Here is a 15,235-nt window from a genome sequence, read left to right as displayed (position 1 = left end):
CGACCGGGCCGCCGCCGGCACCGACGCTCAGATCGGCGGGCGACGCCAGGTGGGCCGGGACGAGCGGCGCAGTTGGGCCGGCAGGGTGGCCATCGGGGTACGCACGGCCAGCGGGGCGTGCGCGTCCGGAACAGCGGTGGCGCCGGTCCCGCTGCCGCGAATGTCCAGTACCGAGCCGGCCCGCCGGGCCACGGCACGCGCCTCCTCGTGCAGCGCCTCCAGATCTTCCGTGACCGAGACGGTGACCAGGGTCAGCAGAGCGCTGCGCCCGGCCGGGTAGGTCACCACGCAGCCGGCGGTCGTGCGGACGACCGACTCCCGGAACTCGCCCCGGTGGACGGTGTCGGCCACCCGGTGACCGAGCCCGAAGCTGGCCGCGGCGAGCGCGGCGAGGTGGGTGGCGTCGGTGCTGGGCAGGTCGCTGGAGATGAGCAGCCCGTCGGTGCCTGCCAGCACCGTCCCGGCGACCTCGGGTCGGCGTCGGCGCAGCCCGCGTAGTTCCGTTCCCACCACCGTGTCTGCGTCCACGAGACTGTCCCCTTACCGGTCGGGCTCTGCGCGTCGGTCAGCTGGTCACGTTCCGCGCTGGGAACGCTACCGGCGGCCACTTCGACCCGCGAGCCCATAACCCTCGGCAATCGGTTGACAACTCCCAGCCGATCGGCGGTTGTGGACTCTTCATCGATGCGTCGGGGTCGGGTCGAGCAGCTGTGGCGGGCGTAATCTTGGCTCGCTCGCACACGGCCGATTGCCCACGCCGTCGAACGGGAAGGATGACTGCATGACCAGCGTCTGGGAGAGCCTGACCGTCGACGCCCGTGATCCGGCCCGACTGGCCCGTTGGTGGGCCGAGGCCCTCGGCTATCAGGTCGTCACCGAGAAGCCGGACGAGGTGGAGATCCGCCAGTCCGCCGACCGCCTGCCCGGCCTGGTCTTCGTGCCGGTGACCGACGACAAGGAACGCAAGAACCGACTGCACCTCGACCTGCGCCCCGCCAACCAGGAGGCCGAGGTCGAGCGGCTGGTCGACATGGGCGCCCGGCACGTCGACATCGGCCAGGGCGACGTCGACTGGACGGTGCTGGCCGACCCGGAGGGCAACGAGTTCTGCGTTCTGCGTGAGCGCGAGGAGTGAGCCGGGTTTGCGAGCCCCGCAGTCGCGAACCAAGCAGGCATCGTGAGCGCGAGGAGTGAGCCGGGTTTGCGAGCCCCGCAGTCGCGAACCAAGCAGGCATCGTGAGCGCGAGGAGTGAGCCGGGTTTGCGAGCCCCGCAGTCGCGACCAGCGGCGGCTGCGTGAGCGCGAGGAGTGAGCCGGGCGCGGCGGACGCCCGGCTGGTCGAGGAGCCGCCCAAGGACACCGGGCACCGCCGGTCACCGTACGAGCGCGACCGGGCCCGGGTGCTGCACTCCGCGGCGTTCCGCCGACTGGCCACCAAGACCCAGGTACACACCGCCGGCACCGACGACTTCCTGCGTACGCGGTTGACCCACTCGCTGGAGGTGGCCCAGATCGCCCGGGAGATGGGTGCCCGGTTGGGCTGCGACCCGGACGTGGTGGACGTCGCCGGGCTCGCCCACGACCTCGGGCACCCGCCGTTCGGGCACAACGGTGAGGCGGCCCTGGACCTGCTCGCCACACCGTGCGGCGGCTTCGAGGGCAACGCGCAGACCCTGCGGGTGCTGACCCGGCTGGAGGCGAAGGTGCTCGCCCCGGACGGTTCGTCCGCCGGGCTGAACCTGACCCGGGCGTCCCTCGACGCGATCGGCAAGTACCCGTGGCCGCGCCGCCCCGGGCAGCGCAAGTTCGGGGTGTACGCCGACGACATGGCCGTCTTCGGCTGGATCCGGGCGGGTGCGCCCGGCGACCGGCGCTGCCTTGAGGCGCAGGTGATGGACTGGGCCGACGACGTCGCGTACTCGGTGCACGACGTGGAGGACGGCATCCACGGCGGGTACGTCACGCTGCGCCCGCTGCTCGCCGACGCCGACGAGCGGGCCGGGCTGTGTGCCGACGTGGCCGCCACGTACTCCGGGGAGTCCGCCGCCGACCTGACCGAGGTGCTGGTCGAGTTGCTGGCCGACCCGCTGCTCGCCCCACTGGTCGGCTACGACGGGAGCCATCGCGCGCAGGTCGCGCTGAAAGCCACCACCAGCGGGTTGACCGGCCGGTTCGTGTCCGCGGCGGTGGCCGCCACCGAGGAGCGCTTCGGTCCCGGCCCGCACCGCCGCTACGCCGCCGACCTGGTGGTGCCCCGGCTGGTCCGGGTGCAGTGCGCCCTGCTCAAGGGCATCGCTCTGCGCTACGTGATGCGTCGAGCCGGCTTCCGGGGCCGCTACGAGCGGCAGCGGACGATGCTGGCCGAGCTGGTCGCTGCGCTGGTCCGGCGGGCCCCGGACGGGCTCGACCCGATCTTCGCCCCGCTGTGGCGGGCCGCCCCGGACGACCCGGCGCGACTGCGGGTGGTGATCGATCAGGTCGCCTCGCTCACCGACCCGGCGGCGGTGACCTGGCACACCCGCCTCGTCGGCGACGGCGCACCGCCGCTGGGGCGCGGCGCAGCTTAGGTTAGCCTAAGTGACATGACGGAACGCCCCAGGAACGTCACCTCGGTCCGGGTGCTGCGCACCGAGCGGCCCACCCCGCACCTGATCCGGCTCGTCCTCGGTGGCGACGAGCTGGCCGACCTGCCGGTGGGAGAGTTCACCGACCACTACATCAAGGTGGTGTTCCCGCAGCCCGGCGTCGCGTACCCGCAGCCGCTGGACCTCGCCGCGATCCGCCGGGACCTGCCCCGGGAGCAGTGGCCCCGGCTGCGCGCGTACACGGTGCGACGCTGGGATCCGTTGGCCGAGGAGTTGACCGTGGACGTGGTGCACCACGGCGACGAAGGGCTGGCCGGTCCGTGGGCCGCCGCGTTGCGCCCGGGCGACCCGGTGCACTTCGTCGGCCCCGGTGGGGCGTACGCCCCGAGCCCGGACGCGGACTGGCACCTGCTGGTCGGCGACGAGAGCGCCCTGCCGGCGATCGCCGCGGCCCTGGAGCGGCTGCCGCTGGGCGCGCCGGCCCACGTCTTCGTGGAGATCGCCGACCCGGCGGAGGAGCAGAAGCTGCTCAGCCCCGGCGCGGTCCAGCTCACCTGGCTGCACCGCGGTGACCGCCCGGTGGGCGAGGCGTTGGTGGCGGCGGTTCGGGAGTGGGAATTCCCGCCCGGCCAGGTGCACGCCTTCGTGCACGGCGAGGCGACCTTCGTCCGGGAGCTGCGTCGGCTGCTGCGCCTCGAGCGGGGCGTGCCCGCCGGTCAGCTCTCCATCTCCGGTTACTGGCGGCGCGGGATGGACGACGAGGGCTGGCGCACCACCAAGGCCGACTGGAACCGGCAGGTGGCGGCCGAGGAGGCCACCGCGGCCTGAGCGCGGCTCAGCGGCCGGTCTCGCGGCTCAGGTCCTGACTCGTCGCGGTGAGTCGCCGGGTGAGCAGCACGGCGTACCCGACGATCGCCGCCGAGAGCAGCATCAGCATCAACCGTGGCTCGTGCACCGTCGCGGTGATCACGATGGTCGATGCCACCCCGTAACCGGTGATCGCCAGGCGGGTGGCGCCCGGCCGGTTCCACAGCCAGTACAGCGCCAGCCCGCAGAGCATCCAGACGATGACCGAGGTGGCCAGCAGGAGCCGCAGCTCCAGCGGCAGCCGGGCCGCGTCGCGATCGGCCAGCCGGACCACCTGTCCGAGCGCCCAGCCGAGCAGCAGCAGCGCCCCGCCGAGCGGGATGTGCAGGTAGCCGTACGCCTGGCCCCCGCGCAGTCGCGTCTGGGGCAGGCGGGTGGTGACGAAGGTGGTGTAGACCCACCAGACGGCCGCCGGCACCAGGAAGGCCAGTCCAGCCGTGACGATCATGTGCGGCCGAGGATGGTCGGGCACCGCGAAGAGCAGGCTGGCCAGCGCGCTGCCCAGCACGATGATGGTGAACTGCCCGATCCGTTCCGGCAGGTGACGGTTGTCCACCGGACACCGGTTGAGCCAGCGCTTGCCGATCCACGGTGTGGCCAGCTCGATGACCATCGCGATGATCCACAGCGTCGGGCGCGCCGTGGCGGGGGTGGCCAGCGACACCAGCCAGATCAGCCAGCCCGACCCGAAGCCGGTCAGGTAGACCGTGGTCACCGTGCGGGCCATCGAGCTGGTCGGTCGGGCACGCAGGTACAGCACGAGCAGCACACCCCGCACGATCAGATACCCGACCGGCAGGAGCACGCTCTCCGGCACCTCGTCGACGCCGAGCGTCATCGCGCCCGCGCCGACCAGCGCGACGAGCACCAGCAGCCGGTGCGGCGCGTCGTCCGGGTCGAACCGGGTGTCGTAGTAGACCTGCCCCACCCAGGCCCACTGGACCACCACGAAGAGCCCGAGCACGGCCAGTACGGCGGTCGGCGAGGGGGTTGGGTTGCCGCCCAGCCGGGACACCACCGCCGCCAGCGCGTACACGAAGATGAGGTCGAGGAAGAGTTCCAGCCAGGTGGCGTGCCGGTGGCCGGCCTCGTCCGCCCGCGGGGCCAGGCCGCGCAGCCCCAGCCGACCGGCCAACCACGCCGTCGGCCGGAGGTCGTCGGCCCGTACCCTGCGCATCTGGTCATGGTCCCCGCGGGGCCCCCGGGGACGGGCGGAAACCGGCGAGCCGGCGGCCGTCGCCACACCCGGCGTCCCCCGGCGGGCACGTCGTCGGTCCAGCAGGGCAGGATGTACGGCGAGGGGGTGGCGCATGGCTGGGCGGATCCGGGACGAGGACATCGCACTGGTCCGGGAACGCACCTCGATCGGGGATGTGATCTCCGAGACGGTCACCCTGAAGTCCGCCGGCGGTGGCAACCTCAAGGGTTTGTGCCCGTTCCACGACGAGAAGAGCCCGTCGTTCAACGTCTCGCCGGCCCGCAACGTGTGGTACTGCTTCGGCTGCGGAGCCGGTGGCGACGCGATCAAGTTCCTGATGGACGCCGAGCACCTCAGCTTCGTGGAGTCCGTCGAGCGGCTGGCCGGCCGTGCCGGCATCCAGCTGCGCTACATCGAGGACGACAAGGGCACCCCGCGCCCTCGCCCGCAGCAGGGCCAGCGCCAGCGACTGGTCGCCGCGCACGCCGCCGCGGTGGAGTTCTACCGGGCGCAGCTCAGCACCGCCGGCGCCCGGCCGGCACGCGAGTTCCTGGCCCAGCGGGGCTTCGACCGGGCCGCCGCCGAGCGCTACGGCTGCGGCTTCGCGCCGGAGGGTTGGGACCTGCTCACCAAGCACCTGCGCCAGCAGGGCTTCACCCACCAGGAGCTGGTCACGGCCGGGTTGTCCCGGGAGTCCCGGTCCGGCACGCTGATCGACCGGTTCCGCCGCCGGCTGCTCTGGCCGATCCGCGACCTCGCCGGTGACGTGATCGGCTTCGGGGCGCGCAAGTTGTTCGACGACGACGACGGCCCGAAGTACCTGAACACCCCCGAAACGCCGATCTACAAGAAGTCGCACGTGCTCTACGGCATCGACCAGGCCAAGAGAGAGATCGCCAAGCAGGGCCGGGCGGTGATCGTCGAGGGCTACACCGACGTGATGGCCTGCCATCTCGCCGGGGTGACCACGGCGGTGGCGACCTGCGGCACCGCGTTCGCCGCGGACCACATCTCGGTCCTGCGTCGGCTCCTGTTCGACAGTGACGAGGTGGCCGGCGAGATCATCTTCACCTTCGACGGTGACGCTGCCGGTCAGAAGGCCGCACTGCGCGCCTTCGAAGACGATCAGCGCTTCGTGGGGCGCACGTTCATCGCGGTCAGCCCGGACAACATGGACCCGTGTGATCTGCGACTGGCCAAGGGTGACCTGGCGGTACGTGACCTGGTCGCCCGCCGCGAGCCGCTTGTCGACTTCGCGCTACGACACGTGATCGGCCGCTTCGACCTGGACACCGTCGACGGCCGGGTCGAGGCCATGCGCCACGCCGCGCCGCTGGTCGCGCGACTCAAGGACCGGGAGAAGCGCCCGGAGTACGTCCGCAAGCTCGCCATGGACCTCGGCATGGAGATCGAGCCGGTGCAGCGGGCCGTGCTCGCCGCCGCCAACACCCCGCCGCCCGGCACCCGCGACGCCGGGTCCGCCGCCCGGCCCGCTCCGGCCCGTTCCGAGCCGGCCGCGGACAGCCCGCAGTCGATGGTCGAGCGGGAGGCGCTGAAACTCGCCCTCCAGCAGCCGGTCCTGGCCGGGCCCATGTTCGACGCGGTCGAGGCCACGGAATACCGCAACCCGGTGCACGTCGGGGTGCGGACGGCCATCGCGGCGGCCGGTGGGGCCGCGGCGGCGACCAGCGGCGCGGTCTGGATCGAGAAGGTCCGCGACGCCTGCGACGACCTGGCGTCGGCGGCGCTGGTCGGCGAGTTGGCGGTGGAACCGCTGCGGATCGACGGAGAACCGGACCCACGCTACGTGTCGATCACCATGGCGCGGGTGCAGTTCGGGTCGGTGACCGCCCGCATCCGGGACCTCAAGTCGCGCATCCAGCGCATCAACCCGGTCAACAACAAGGACGAGTACTTCGCCGCCTTCGGCGAGCTGCTGTCACTGGAGCAGCACGCCCGGGCGCTGCGCGAGCAGGCCGCGGGAGGCCTCTAGATGGGACTGTTCAGCCGCAAGCCGAAGCTGCCACCGGCCGACCGGCCGCCGCTGGCCGCCGACGAACGGGTGCTGGCGTGGGCGGCCGCCGGCAACGGCGAGGGCGACGGGGTGGTGGTCGCCACCAACCTCGGGCTGTGGCTGCCCGGTCGAGGTCACCGGCTCGGTTGGCACACCATCCTCAAGGCGGTCTGGTCCGGCCGGGAGTTGACCGTCACGCCCGCCGAGACGCTCGTCGAACGCGACGGTTACACGCTGGTCGCCGACGGCCCGGCCGAGACGTACCTCCTCCTCGACCCGGGTGAGCTGCCACATCAGGTGCGAGCGCGGGTGACCCGTTCGGTCGCGTACACCGAACACCACCCGGTCCCCGGCGGTGCGGCGCGGGTCGCGGCCCGGCGCGTGGCCGGGGTCGACGGTCTGACCTGGACGGTCCGACTCGACCCCGGCGCCCCGGCGGACGATGAGGCCCTGCTCGCCGAGACCGACCGTCTGGTCACCGTGGCCCGGGCCGCCACCGCGCCGGTCGACGGCTGACCGACCGGGTCAGTTGGCGCCCAGATCCTTCAGGGCCTTGTCAGCGCCGCGATGCAGCGGCACCGGCTCGGTCCTGCGGGCGGTGTCCAGCGAGATCCCCCGGGCGGCCGGGTTCGCCTGAGCGAGGGTGTCCCGCTTGTCGAACACCGTCCGGGTGATCGCGCAGGCGACGTTGGCGTCCAGATCCTTGCGGACCAGCAGCACGTTGGGCACGACGATGGTCGGGGTGTCCGCCGCAGTCCGGTACGCGTCCCGGCCGATCGTCCCCGCCTGGTAGGCGGGGCTCGACTCGGCCATCTTCGGCAGCAGGGCCGCGATGTCGACGAACCGCACCGAGTCGCCAGCGGTGGTGAACAGGTCCGTCAGGCCTCCGGTGGGCAGGCCGCCGGACCAGAAGAAGCCGTCGATGCTGCCGTCCTTGATCCCCTCGACCGTCTTGGTCAGGTCCAGGCGCTGCGCCCGGATGTCCTTCGCGGGGTCGAGGCCGGCGGCTTCCAGCAGCCGGTTGGCGATCACCTCCGTGCCGGACTTCGGGGAGCCGGTGGAGATCCGCTTGCCGCGCATGTCGGCGACCGACGTGATCCCGGAGTCGTTGCGGACCACCACCTGGGTGTAGTTGTCGTAGATGCGTGCCAGCGCCTCGACCGGCTGCGGTGCGCTGAAGCTGCCCTTGCCCTCGACCGCGTTGACCGCCGTGTCGAAGAGGGAGAACGCCACGTCGTACTGGCCGCTGACCAGCTGCTCGACGTTCTGCACCGAGGCGCCGGTCTCGGCGGCGGTGCCGCTGAGCTTGCCGCCGGTCGCCCCGGACAACTGCCCGGCCAGGGCGTTGCCGACCACGTAGTAGACGCCTGTCGCGTTGCCGGTCGCGATGCCGACGCGGGTTTCCCGGCCGACCTCGCAGGTGACCGCACTGGCCGCGTCGTCCTTGGCCGCGCCGCCCTGCTGACCTCCGCAACCCGTGGCGCCCACCGTGACGATGGCGAGCACGCTCAGGCCCGCCGCGAGCCGTACGTCGATTCGTCTCACAGTTTCTCCTCCCGGAGGTTGGCGGACGACCCGGCTCGGGGCCGACCGGCCCGGCCGGCGGATCCGCGTCGGATGAACACACCGGTCGCCGCGACGGCGGCCAGAACGGCGCCGACGATGACCGGCACGGGTTCGAGCCAGAGCAGGGTGACGCCGGCGAGGGCACCGAGCACACGCTCCGGAACGCCGGCAGGTCCCACGCCGGGCAGCCAGCCACCGGCGGCGACGGCGAGCACCGCCACGCTGAGCGCGGTGACCACGGCGGCGAAGGCGATCCGCGGTACGCCGCCGATGCCGAGCAGGCCGAGCCCGGCCGGCGTGATGACGAACGCGATCGGGATCAGGTACGCCGGCAGCGCGTACCGCAGGGTCTGCCACATGGTCGGCACCAGCCGGCCGCCGGTGACCGCGGCGGCGGCCACCGAGGCGAGCGCGGTCGGCGGGGACACCTCGGACAGGACCGCGAAGTAGAAGACGAACATCGCCGCGGCGGGCGCGGTCACGCCCAGGTCGAGCAGGGCCGGACCGACGATCACCCACCCGATCACGAACGAGGCGGTGACCGGCACGGCCAGGCCCAGCAGGCTGAGTGCGACGGCCGCGAGCAGCGCGGTGAGCAGCAGAACCAGCGTCGGGTCCGAGGTGGCCGCCTCGGCGCCGCCGATCAGCAGCGCCGCCGCCTGCGGCCCGAGGCCGGTCTTCGTGGTGGTCGCCGTGATGATGCCGGCGGCGGCGCAGACGGCGGTGACCGCGAGCACGCCGCGTACCCCGGTGACGAGCGCGGTCACGAGCCGCGCGGGGGAGAGTCGGTGCGTACGGTCCAGGAAGGACAGCGCGACAGCGAGGATGGTGGCGAACACGACCGCCCTCGTCGCGGACACGCCGACCGCGAGGAACACGATGATGGCGACCAGCGAGGCGAAGTGGTAGCCGAACCGGGCCAGCAGACGCCAGGGCGAGCCGGCGTCGACCACCACGGGGCGTACGCCGGAACGGCGAGCGTCGATCTCCACGGAGAGCAGGATGCCGAGGTAGTAGAGCACCGTCGGCACGGTCGCCCAGCCCAGGACCTGTAGGTACGAGACGCCGAGGTACTCGGCGATGATGAACGCCGCCGCCCCCAGGGTGGGCGGGGAGAGGATCGCACCCACCCCGGCCGCGGCCAACATGCCGCCGGCCCGCTCCGGGGGATAGCCGGCGCGGCGCAGCAGCGGCCAGGTGACCGCGCCGATGCTCACCGTCGTCGCGGCGCCGGAGCCGGAGACGGTGCCGAGCAGGAAGCCGGAGGCGACCGCCGTCCGGCCGGCGGCGGTACGCGAGCGGCGGAACGCCGCTGCCGACAGCTCGACGAAGAACCGCCCGGCCCCGGACAGCTCCAGCACCGCGCCGTAGATGGTGAACAGCACGATGTACGAGGCGGCCACATCCAGTGGAGTGCCGTAGAAGCCGCTGTCGGAGTTGTAGAACGCGTCGATCAGTTGACTGAAGTCGAGCCCGGCGTGGGCGACCGGCCAGGACTGCGGCAGCAGCCCGCCGTAGTAGCCGTAGCCCAGGAACAGCAGGCAGACCGCGGGCAGGATCCAGCCGGTGGTGCGTCGGCACGCCTCCAGCAGCAGGAGCAGCAGCACGGTGCCCAGCACCAGGTCCATCGGCACCAGCAGGCCCTGCCGGTCGAGGAAGGCGTTGTAGCCGCCGCCACCCGTGCCGATCCAGACCGGCAGGACGGGGTAGAGGCAGGCGGCCACCGCCAGCGCGACCAGCACCCAGTCCGTCGCGGTGGGTCGCGCCGACGTCGGATGTGGCAGGGCCAGGTCGGCTGCGCTGTCGTTCCTGGCGGCGCTGTCGTTTTTGGCGGTGCGGTCGGTGTGGTGTCGCCGGGCGCGCAGCCGGGCCGGCAGCCGCAGGCCGGCCGGGTAGGCCAGGAAGACCAGCGGGAGTACGCCGGCCAGGAAGATGATCAGGTAATACTTGCTGCCCTGCGACAACGGGCGGAACACCTGCCAGAGGGCCAGCCCGCCGATCGCCAGCGCCGCCACGGTGAGGAGCAGGCCCGCCGGGCCGGACAACACCCGGCCCGGCTTCTCGTCCTCGAACCGGGCGGCCATGTCCCGGGTCGCCCGCTCGGCGACGGAGTGGTCGTCATCGGTGCTGCGCGCGACCGTGGCGGTGCTGTGCCCGCTCGTGTCGGTGGCACCCGCGCTCGGATCGGCGCTGTGCTCCTTCGTGCCGGTGGCACCCGCGCTCGGGTCGGCGCTGCGTGTGGCCGCGCTGGGCTCGGTTGTCGGCCGAGGCCGGGGTGGTGGGCCGCCGGTGCCCGACGCGGGCTCACCGACGGGAGAGTTGGCTGGTCGGACGGGTGGCGACGAACCATCGGGCGAGCTGATGGGCGACACGAGGGGACGATACACGTCGATCGGCCGGCCGGTGGGGCATTGATCGGCGTTTCGCCGTTGGCGGTTGGGGCGGCGGGGCGGCGGTCTCGTCGCTGATGCCGCACGCGGTCCCGCCGTCTGCGCGTATTTGCGTGGAGGGCTGTCGGACCCTCCGGTTAGGGTCGGGCGGTGACCTCGGGGCGACCACTCATTCAGGCTCGGGGGCTGGTGAAGCGGTTCGGCGACTTCACCGCCGTCGACGGCATCGACGTCGAGGTGCGCTCGGGTGAGGCGTTCGGCTTCCTCGGGCCCAACGGCGCCGGCAAGTCCTCCACCATGCGGATGGTCGGCTGCACCTCCCCACCCAGCGGGGGTGAGCTGCGCATCCTCGACCTGGATCCGGTCCGCGACGGGCCGGCGATCCGGGCCCGACTCGGCGTGTGCCCACAGTTGGACAATCTCGACCCGGAGCTGACCGTCCGGGAGAACCTGACCGTCTACGCCCGCTACTTCGGCATCGCCCGCCGGGCTGCCCGCCAGCGCGCCGACGAGCTGCTCGACTTCGTCCAGCTCACCGAGCGCGCCGACAGCAAGGTCGAGCCGCTCTCCGGCGGGATGAAGCGCCGGCTGACCATCGCCCGCGCGCTGGTCAACGAGCCGGAGATCGTGCTGCTCGACGAGCCGACCACCGGGCTCGACCCGCAGGCCCGGCACCTGGTGTGGGAGCGGTTGTTCCGGCTCAAGCAGCAGGGCGTGACGCTGGTGCTCACCACGCACTACATGGACGAGGCCGAGCAGCTCTGCGACCGGCTGGTGGTGATGGACGGCGGGCGGATCGTCGCCGAGGGCTCACCCCGGGCGCTCATCGAGCAGCACTCCACCCGCGAGGTGGTCGAGTTGCGCTTCGCCGCCGAGTCGCAGGAGCCGTTCGCCGGCAAGCTCGACGGGCTGGGGGAGCGCGTCGAGGTGCTGCCCGACCGGGTTCTGCTCTACGTGCCCGACGGCGACGCGGCGGTCGCCGAGGTCTCCGCGCTGGGCCTCAACCCGGCCAACGTGCTGGTGCGGCGCAGCGGCCTGGAGGACGTCTTCCTGCACCTGACCGGCCGCACCCTGGTCGACTGACTGCCCTTGGTGATCGTTGGCAGTTCAGCCACAACGTCTCCGGCGTGTCGCACCGCTGAACTGCCAACGATCACCGCTCATCGGGCTCTGGCCCAGGTGAGGAAACGGTCGGTCAGCCGGTCGCTTCCAGTCTGGCCGGCGATGTCCCCGGCCGCCTCGTCGAGCAGCGCGGCGAGGTAGATGAGCAGGCCCAACCGGTTCTCGCGGTACTCACCCAGCAGCGCCAGACGGGCGGGGGAGCAGGGCCACGCGGCGCCGCAGACCCGGCAGCGCCAGGACGGGCGCGCCGCCACGTGTGGCTGGTAGCGGGGCATCAGCGCCCATCCCGGTCCTGAGCCCACCGGCGGCCTCCGTTCGCCCGCCACTGCTGCGCCCGGGTCAGTCGGCCCGGGCTGCCCGGCCCGTCGGTCGGGAAGACCTCGGTGGGGGCGGTCGCCCAGGTCGGGTGCTCGGTGGGCGTACGCCGGGGGAGCGCCGCGGGTGGGGTCGGGGGGCGGCACCGCCAGAACCTGAGTCGCACGAGGGAACCTCCATCGGGTGGGTTGGAGCGCCCCGGATGGTCACGGGGCGCTCCCGGCCTGGTTCCGCCCGCCGTCCGATCCCGTGAGCGGTCCCGCTGCGTGACAGTCTGCTGAGGAGCCGACTACGGTGGGAGGTTCCGCGCGCCGACGACCAGCGCGTACGGCGACCGGTCCGGCACGGTACGAGGATGTACGGAGGCTGTCCGTGGAGAGTTCGTCCATGCTGGAGCACTTCGCGGAGGAGTTGCGGCTGGCCCGGGCCGCCAGTGGCATGTCACAGGCGGCGCTGGCCGAGGCGTTGAGCTACTCGGGGGCGCTGGTCGCCAAGGTGGAGACCTCCGAGCGCCGGCCGAGTCTGGACTTCGCGCGTCGGTGTGACGCCGTGCTCGCCGCCGACGGTCGGTTCGAACGCATCCAGCGGCGGATCAGCCGGGAGGCCGTGGTGCCGTGGTTCCGCGACTGGGCCGGCATCGAACAGGAGACCACGGCACTGCGCTCGTTCGAGCCGCTCTACGTGCCCGGCCTGGTGCAGACCGAGGGGTACGCCCGCGCCATCCTGGCCGGCGCCGGGCTGTTCGCGGCGGACGAGGTCGAGCAGCAGGTGACCGCCCGGCTCGACCGGCAGGGCGTGCTCACCCGGGACCGACCGCCGCTGCTCAGCCTGGTCGTCGACGAGTACGCGCTGCGCCGCCACGTCGGCGGCCCGGAGGTGATGCGCGAGCAGTTGCGCCACCTGGTGAAGCTCGGCTCGGCCCTGCCCCGGGTCCGAATCCAGGTCGTGCCGCTCAGCGCCGGTGCGTACGCTGGGCTCGATGGTCCCTTCGTGATCGCCACCGCATCCACCGGTGAGGATGTCGTCTACCTGGACGGGCAGCGCCACGGGCAGGTGATCGACCGGGCCGAGTACGTGCGGCAGATGGTCGAGGTGTGGGAGTCGATCCGGGGTGAGGCACTATCGCAGCAGCAGTCCCTCGACCTGATCGCGGAAGTGGCGGAGACATGGAGCTGACCGGCGCCCGGTGGCGCAAGAGCACCCGCAGCAACGGCAGCGGCGGTAACTGTGTGGAGGTTGCCGACAACCTTCCCGGGCTGGTGGCCGTCCGCGACTCCAAGGACCCGACCGGTCCGGTGCTGGCCTTCGCGCCCGACGCCTGGCGCGCGTTCGTCGGGTCCGACGCCGTTCGCCGGTAGCTGGCGGCCACGGCGTTGCCGATCCGCCCCTCGATCCACTCGGCTTCCGGGAAGTCGGGGTGTCGCGGTGGTTTTGACACCCCGACATCCTGAAAGCCGTGTCGATCATCGGGCCGAAACCCGGGCGACACGTTGACGGGGTCGCCCTAGGGTGACCGCGGCCTGTCGTACCTCAGGGGTAGGAAGGTCGGGACGGGGGTGGTGGTGGTGAATGTGGCGGGATCGGCGCGCGTGCCGTGGGTGCCGGCGTACGCGGTCTTCGAGCACTACCTGGTGGGCCTGCGACGCACCTGGCGGGCCGGGGTGTTCTCCTCGTTCCTGCTGCCGGTGCTGACCGTGCTCGGCTTCGGGCTGGGCGTCGGCGCCTACATCGACCAGGGCGTCGGCGGGGTGCGTTACCTCGACTGGCTGGTCCCGGGGCTGATCGCCTCGACCGCGCTCCAGGTGACCGTCGGCGACTCGACCTGGCCGGTGTTCAGCAACTTCCAGTGGGTCAAGACCTACTTCGCGCAGAGCGCGTCGCCGTTGCGGGTGGGCGACATCGTGGCTGGCCACCTGGCCTTCGTGCTGTTCCGGGTGCTCACCACGATCGCGGCGTTCCTGCTGGTCACCGGGCTGTTCGGGGCGTTGCGGTCGCCGTGGGCGGTGGCCGCCCTGCCGGTGGTGGCGTTGCTCGGGCTGGCCGTCGCCGCGCCGACCTTCGCGTACACCGCCTCGGTGTCCACCGACAGTTGGCTCGCGATGCTCTTCCGGTTCGCGGTCATCCCGATGACGCTCTTCGCCGGGGTGTTCTTCCCGGTCGAGTCCCTGCCCGAGGCGCTGCGCTGGTTGGCGTACGTGACGCCGCTGTGGCACGCCGTCGACCTGTGCCGCGCGGCCACGCTCGGCGTCGCCCCACAGTGGTCGATCGCGGGGCACCTGGTCTACCTGGCCGCCTGGGCGGTCGCCGGCTGGCTGCTGGCGCTGCGCGCGTTCCGTCGCAAGCTCGTCGTCTAGGGAGGCTGTCGTGGTCACGCTGATCCTGCCCCGGCTGGTCGACGTCTCCGCCGCGTCCCGGCGGTCGGCGTCGGTGGTCGAGCGCAACGTCGCGGCGCTCAAGTCGGTCTACTGGCTGCTGCTGCTCTCCGGCTTCGTGGAGCCGCTGCTCTATCTGCTCTCCATCGGGGTGGGCGTCGGGACGCTGGTCGGCGACCTGCCGCTGCCCGACGGGCGGCTGGTCACGTACGCCGAGTTCGTCGCTCCGGCGATGCTCGCCTCCTCGGCGATGACCGGGGCGCTCGCGGAGACCACCTTCAACTTCTTCGGCAAGATGAAGTACATGAAGCTGTACGACGGGATGATCGCCACCCCGGTACGGCCGTTCGAGATCGCCCTCGGTGAGCTGGGTTGGGCGATGCTGCGGGGCAGCGCCTACTCGGCCGCGTTCCTCGGTGTGATGGTCGCGCTGGATCTGACCAGCGTCACCCGTGCGCTGACCGCCCTCCCGGCCGCGGTGCTGGTCGGGTTCGCCTTCGGGGCGCTCGGCATGGCGATCTCCACCTTCATGCGCAGCTGGCAGGATTTCGACCTGATGGGCTCGGCGCAGTTCACCCTCTTCCTCTTCTCCGGCACGTTCGTGCCGGCGCAGGCCTATCCGACCCTGCTGCACTGGCTGATCGAGGTCACCCCGCTGTACCGGTCGGTGCACCTGATCCGCGGTGTCGCCCTGGGCGCCGACGGCTGGGGCTGGCTGCTCGACGTGCTCTATCTGCTGGTGATGGTGGCGGTCGGCCTGCTGGTGGCCGCACGCCGGATGGGCAGGTTGCTCTACCGGTAGGGGT

Annotated in this window: 15 protein-coding genes and 1 pseudogene; 10 read left to right on the top strand and 6 right to left on the bottom strand. The window is 72.3% G+C overall.

Annotated features, from left to right (window positions below):
• Positions 1 to 27: 27 nt before the first annotated feature.
• Positions 28 to 528, bottom strand: a complete 501-nt coding sequence (locus ACQEUX_RS20275) for a roadblock/LC7 domain-containing protein (RefSeq protein WP_433050586.1) — start codon at positions 526 to 528, stop codon at positions 28 to 30.
• A gap of 253 nt (positions 529 to 781) precedes the next feature.
• Here ACQEUX_RS20275 and ACQEUX_RS20270 point away from each other — a divergent pair, with 253 nt between their 5' ends.
• The 3 genes from ACQEUX_RS20270 (at position 782) to ACQEUX_RS20260 (ending at position 3,413) form a co-directional block, all read left to right on the top strand.
• On the top strand, positions 782 to 1,135 hold the full coding sequence (locus ACQEUX_RS20270) for a VOC family protein (RefSeq protein WP_433050583.1): 354 nt from the start codon (positions 782 to 784) through the stop codon (positions 1,133 to 1,135).
• Between the two features lie 160 nt (positions 1,136 to 1,295).
• Positions 1,296 to 2,567, top strand: a complete 1,272-nt coding sequence (locus tag ACQEUX_RS20265; protein ID WP_433050580.1) for a deoxyguanosinetriphosphate triphosphohydrolase — start codon at positions 1,296 to 1,298, stop codon at positions 2,565 to 2,567.
• 15 nt (positions 2,568 to 2,582) lie between these two features.
• Entirely contained in the window at positions 2,583 to 3,413 is an 831-nt protein-coding gene (locus ACQEUX_RS20260; RefSeq protein WP_433050577.1) for a siderophore-interacting protein, read from the top strand.
• Between the two features lie 7 nt (positions 3,414 to 3,420).
• Here the strand turns inward: ACQEUX_RS20260 and ACQEUX_RS20255 are convergent, their stop codons facing one another.
• On the bottom strand, positions 3,421 to 4,629 hold the full coding sequence (locus ACQEUX_RS20255) for a low temperature requirement protein A (RefSeq protein WP_433050574.1): 1,209 nt from the start codon (positions 4,627 to 4,629) through the stop codon (positions 3,421 to 3,423).
• A 111-nt stretch (positions 4,630 to 4,740) separates the two neighbouring features.
• Here ACQEUX_RS20255 and dnaG point away from each other — a divergent pair.
• Both dnaG and ACQEUX_RS20245 read left to right on the top strand, forming a co-directional pair.
• Positions 4,741 to 6,643 (top strand): annotated as a pseudogene (dnaG, locus tag ACQEUX_RS20250) (DNA primase).
• Positions 6,644 to 7,180 carry a hypothetical protein gene (locus tag ACQEUX_RS20245; protein ID WP_433050571.1) on the top strand — a complete coding sequence of 179 codons (537 nt, stop codon included), beginning with the start codon at positions 6,644 to 6,646 and terminating at the stop codon, positions 7,178 to 7,180. It begins immediately after the preceding pseudogene.
• A gap of 9 nt (positions 7,181 to 7,189) precedes the next feature.
• Here ACQEUX_RS20245 and ACQEUX_RS20240 read toward each other — a convergent pair whose 3' ends face one another.
• Together ACQEUX_RS20240 and ACQEUX_RS20235 are read right to left on the bottom strand one after the other, a co-directional pair.
• Positions 7,190 to 8,209, bottom strand: a complete 1,020-nt coding sequence (locus tag ACQEUX_RS20240) for a TAXI family TRAP transporter solute-binding subunit (RefSeq protein WP_433050568.1) — start codon at positions 8,207 to 8,209, stop codon at positions 7,190 to 7,192.
• A complete protein-coding gene (locus tag ACQEUX_RS20235) occupies positions 8,206 to 10,602 on the bottom strand; it encodes a TRAP transporter permease (RefSeq protein ID WP_433050565.1) in 2,397 nt (798 codons plus the stop codon). The genes ACQEUX_RS20240 and ACQEUX_RS20235 overlap by 4 nt, the downstream gene beginning before the upstream one ends.
• A gap of 168 nt (positions 10,603 to 10,770) precedes the next feature.
• On the opposite strand from ACQEUX_RS20235, the gene ACQEUX_RS20230 reads away from it, so the two are divergent.
• On the top strand, positions 10,771 to 11,703 hold the full coding sequence (locus tag ACQEUX_RS20230; protein ID WP_433050562.1) for an ABC transporter ATP-binding protein: 933 nt from the start codon (positions 10,771 to 10,773) through the stop codon (positions 11,701 to 11,703).
• Positions 11,704 to 11,780: 77 nt separating this feature from the next.
• Here ACQEUX_RS20230 and ACQEUX_RS20225 read toward each other — a convergent pair whose 3' ends face one another.
• Together ACQEUX_RS20225 and ACQEUX_RS20220 are read right to left on the bottom strand one after the other, a co-directional pair.
• Entirely contained in the window at positions 11,781 to 12,017 is a 237-nt protein-coding gene (locus ACQEUX_RS20225; RefSeq protein ID WP_433050559.1) for a flavin reductase, read from the bottom strand.
• Complete coding sequence (locus ACQEUX_RS20220) at positions 12,017 to 12,223, bottom strand: hypothetical protein (protein WP_433050556.1); 207 nt, start codon at positions 12,221 to 12,223, stop codon at positions 12,017 to 12,019. Before ACQEUX_RS20220 ends, ACQEUX_RS20225 begins: the two co-directional genes overlap by 1 nt.
• 206 nt (positions 12,224 to 12,429) lie before the next feature.
• Between ACQEUX_RS20220 and ACQEUX_RS20215 the strand changes: the two genes are divergently transcribed.
• The 4 genes from ACQEUX_RS20215 (at position 12,430) to ACQEUX_RS20200 (ending at position 15,231) form a co-directional block, all read left to right on the top strand.
• The gene (locus tag ACQEUX_RS20215; protein WP_433050553.1) at positions 12,430 to 13,233 is read left to right on the top strand and encodes a helix-turn-helix domain-containing protein; all 804 of its coding nucleotides are present in this window, start codon (positions 12,430 to 12,432) and stop codon (positions 13,231 to 13,233) included.
• Positions 13,224 to 13,415 carry a DUF397 domain-containing protein gene (locus ACQEUX_RS20210; protein ID WP_433050550.1) on the top strand — a complete coding sequence of 64 codons (192 nt, stop codon included), beginning with the start codon at positions 13,224 to 13,226 and terminating at the stop codon, positions 13,413 to 13,415. The genes ACQEUX_RS20215 and ACQEUX_RS20210 overlap by 10 nt, the downstream gene beginning before the upstream one ends.
• A 198-nt stretch (positions 13,416 to 13,613) precedes the next feature.
• Positions 13,614 to 14,411 carry an ABC transporter permease gene (locus ACQEUX_RS20205; protein ID WP_433050546.1) on the top strand — a complete coding sequence of 266 codons (798 nt, stop codon included), beginning with the start codon at positions 13,614 to 13,616 and terminating at the stop codon, positions 14,409 to 14,411.
• Positions 14,412 to 14,421: 10 nt separating this feature from the next.
• The gene (locus ACQEUX_RS20200; RefSeq protein ID WP_433050543.1) at positions 14,422 to 15,231 is read left to right on the top strand and encodes an ABC transporter permease; all 810 of its coding nucleotides are present in this window, start codon (positions 14,422 to 14,424) and stop codon (positions 15,229 to 15,231) included.
• The last annotated feature ends 4 nt before the right edge of the window (positions 15,232 to 15,235 follow it).

Source organism: Micromonospora sp. CA-259024 (assembly GCF_050936255.1).
Lineage (GTDB): Bacteria > Actinomycetota > Actinomycetes > Mycobacteriales > Micromonosporaceae > Micromonospora.
Note: the sequence above shows the minus strand (reverse complement) of the source record. Positions and strands in the feature narration are given on the sequence as shown.

What these genes read in the sequence shown, in the direction of transcription:
- ACQEUX_RS20270 (WP_433050583.1), top strand. Translation starts at nt 782, where the DNA reads ATGACCAGCGTCTGGGAGAGCCTGACCGTCGACGCCCGTGATCCGGCC.
- ACQEUX_RS20260 (WP_433050577.1), top strand. Translation starts at nt 2,583, where the DNA reads ATGACGGAACGCCCCAGGAACGTCACCTCGGTCCGGGTGCTGCGCACC.
- ACQEUX_RS20255 (WP_433050574.1), bottom strand. Translation starts at nt 4,629, where the DNA reads ATGCGCAGGGTACGGGCCGACGACCTCCGGCCGACGGCGTGGTTGGCC.
- ACQEUX_RS20245 (WP_433050571.1), top strand. Translation starts at nt 6,644, where the DNA reads ATGGGACTGTTCAGCCGCAAGCCGAAGCTGCCACCGGCCGACCGGCCG.
- ACQEUX_RS20225 (WP_433050559.1), bottom strand. Translation starts at nt 12,017, where the DNA reads ATGCCCCGCTACCAGCCACACGTGGCGGCGCGCCCGTCCTGGCGCTGC.
- ACQEUX_RS20210 (WP_433050550.1), top strand. Translation starts at nt 13,224, where the DNA reads ATGGAGCTGACCGGCGCCCGGTGGCGCAAGAGCACCCGCAGCAACGGC.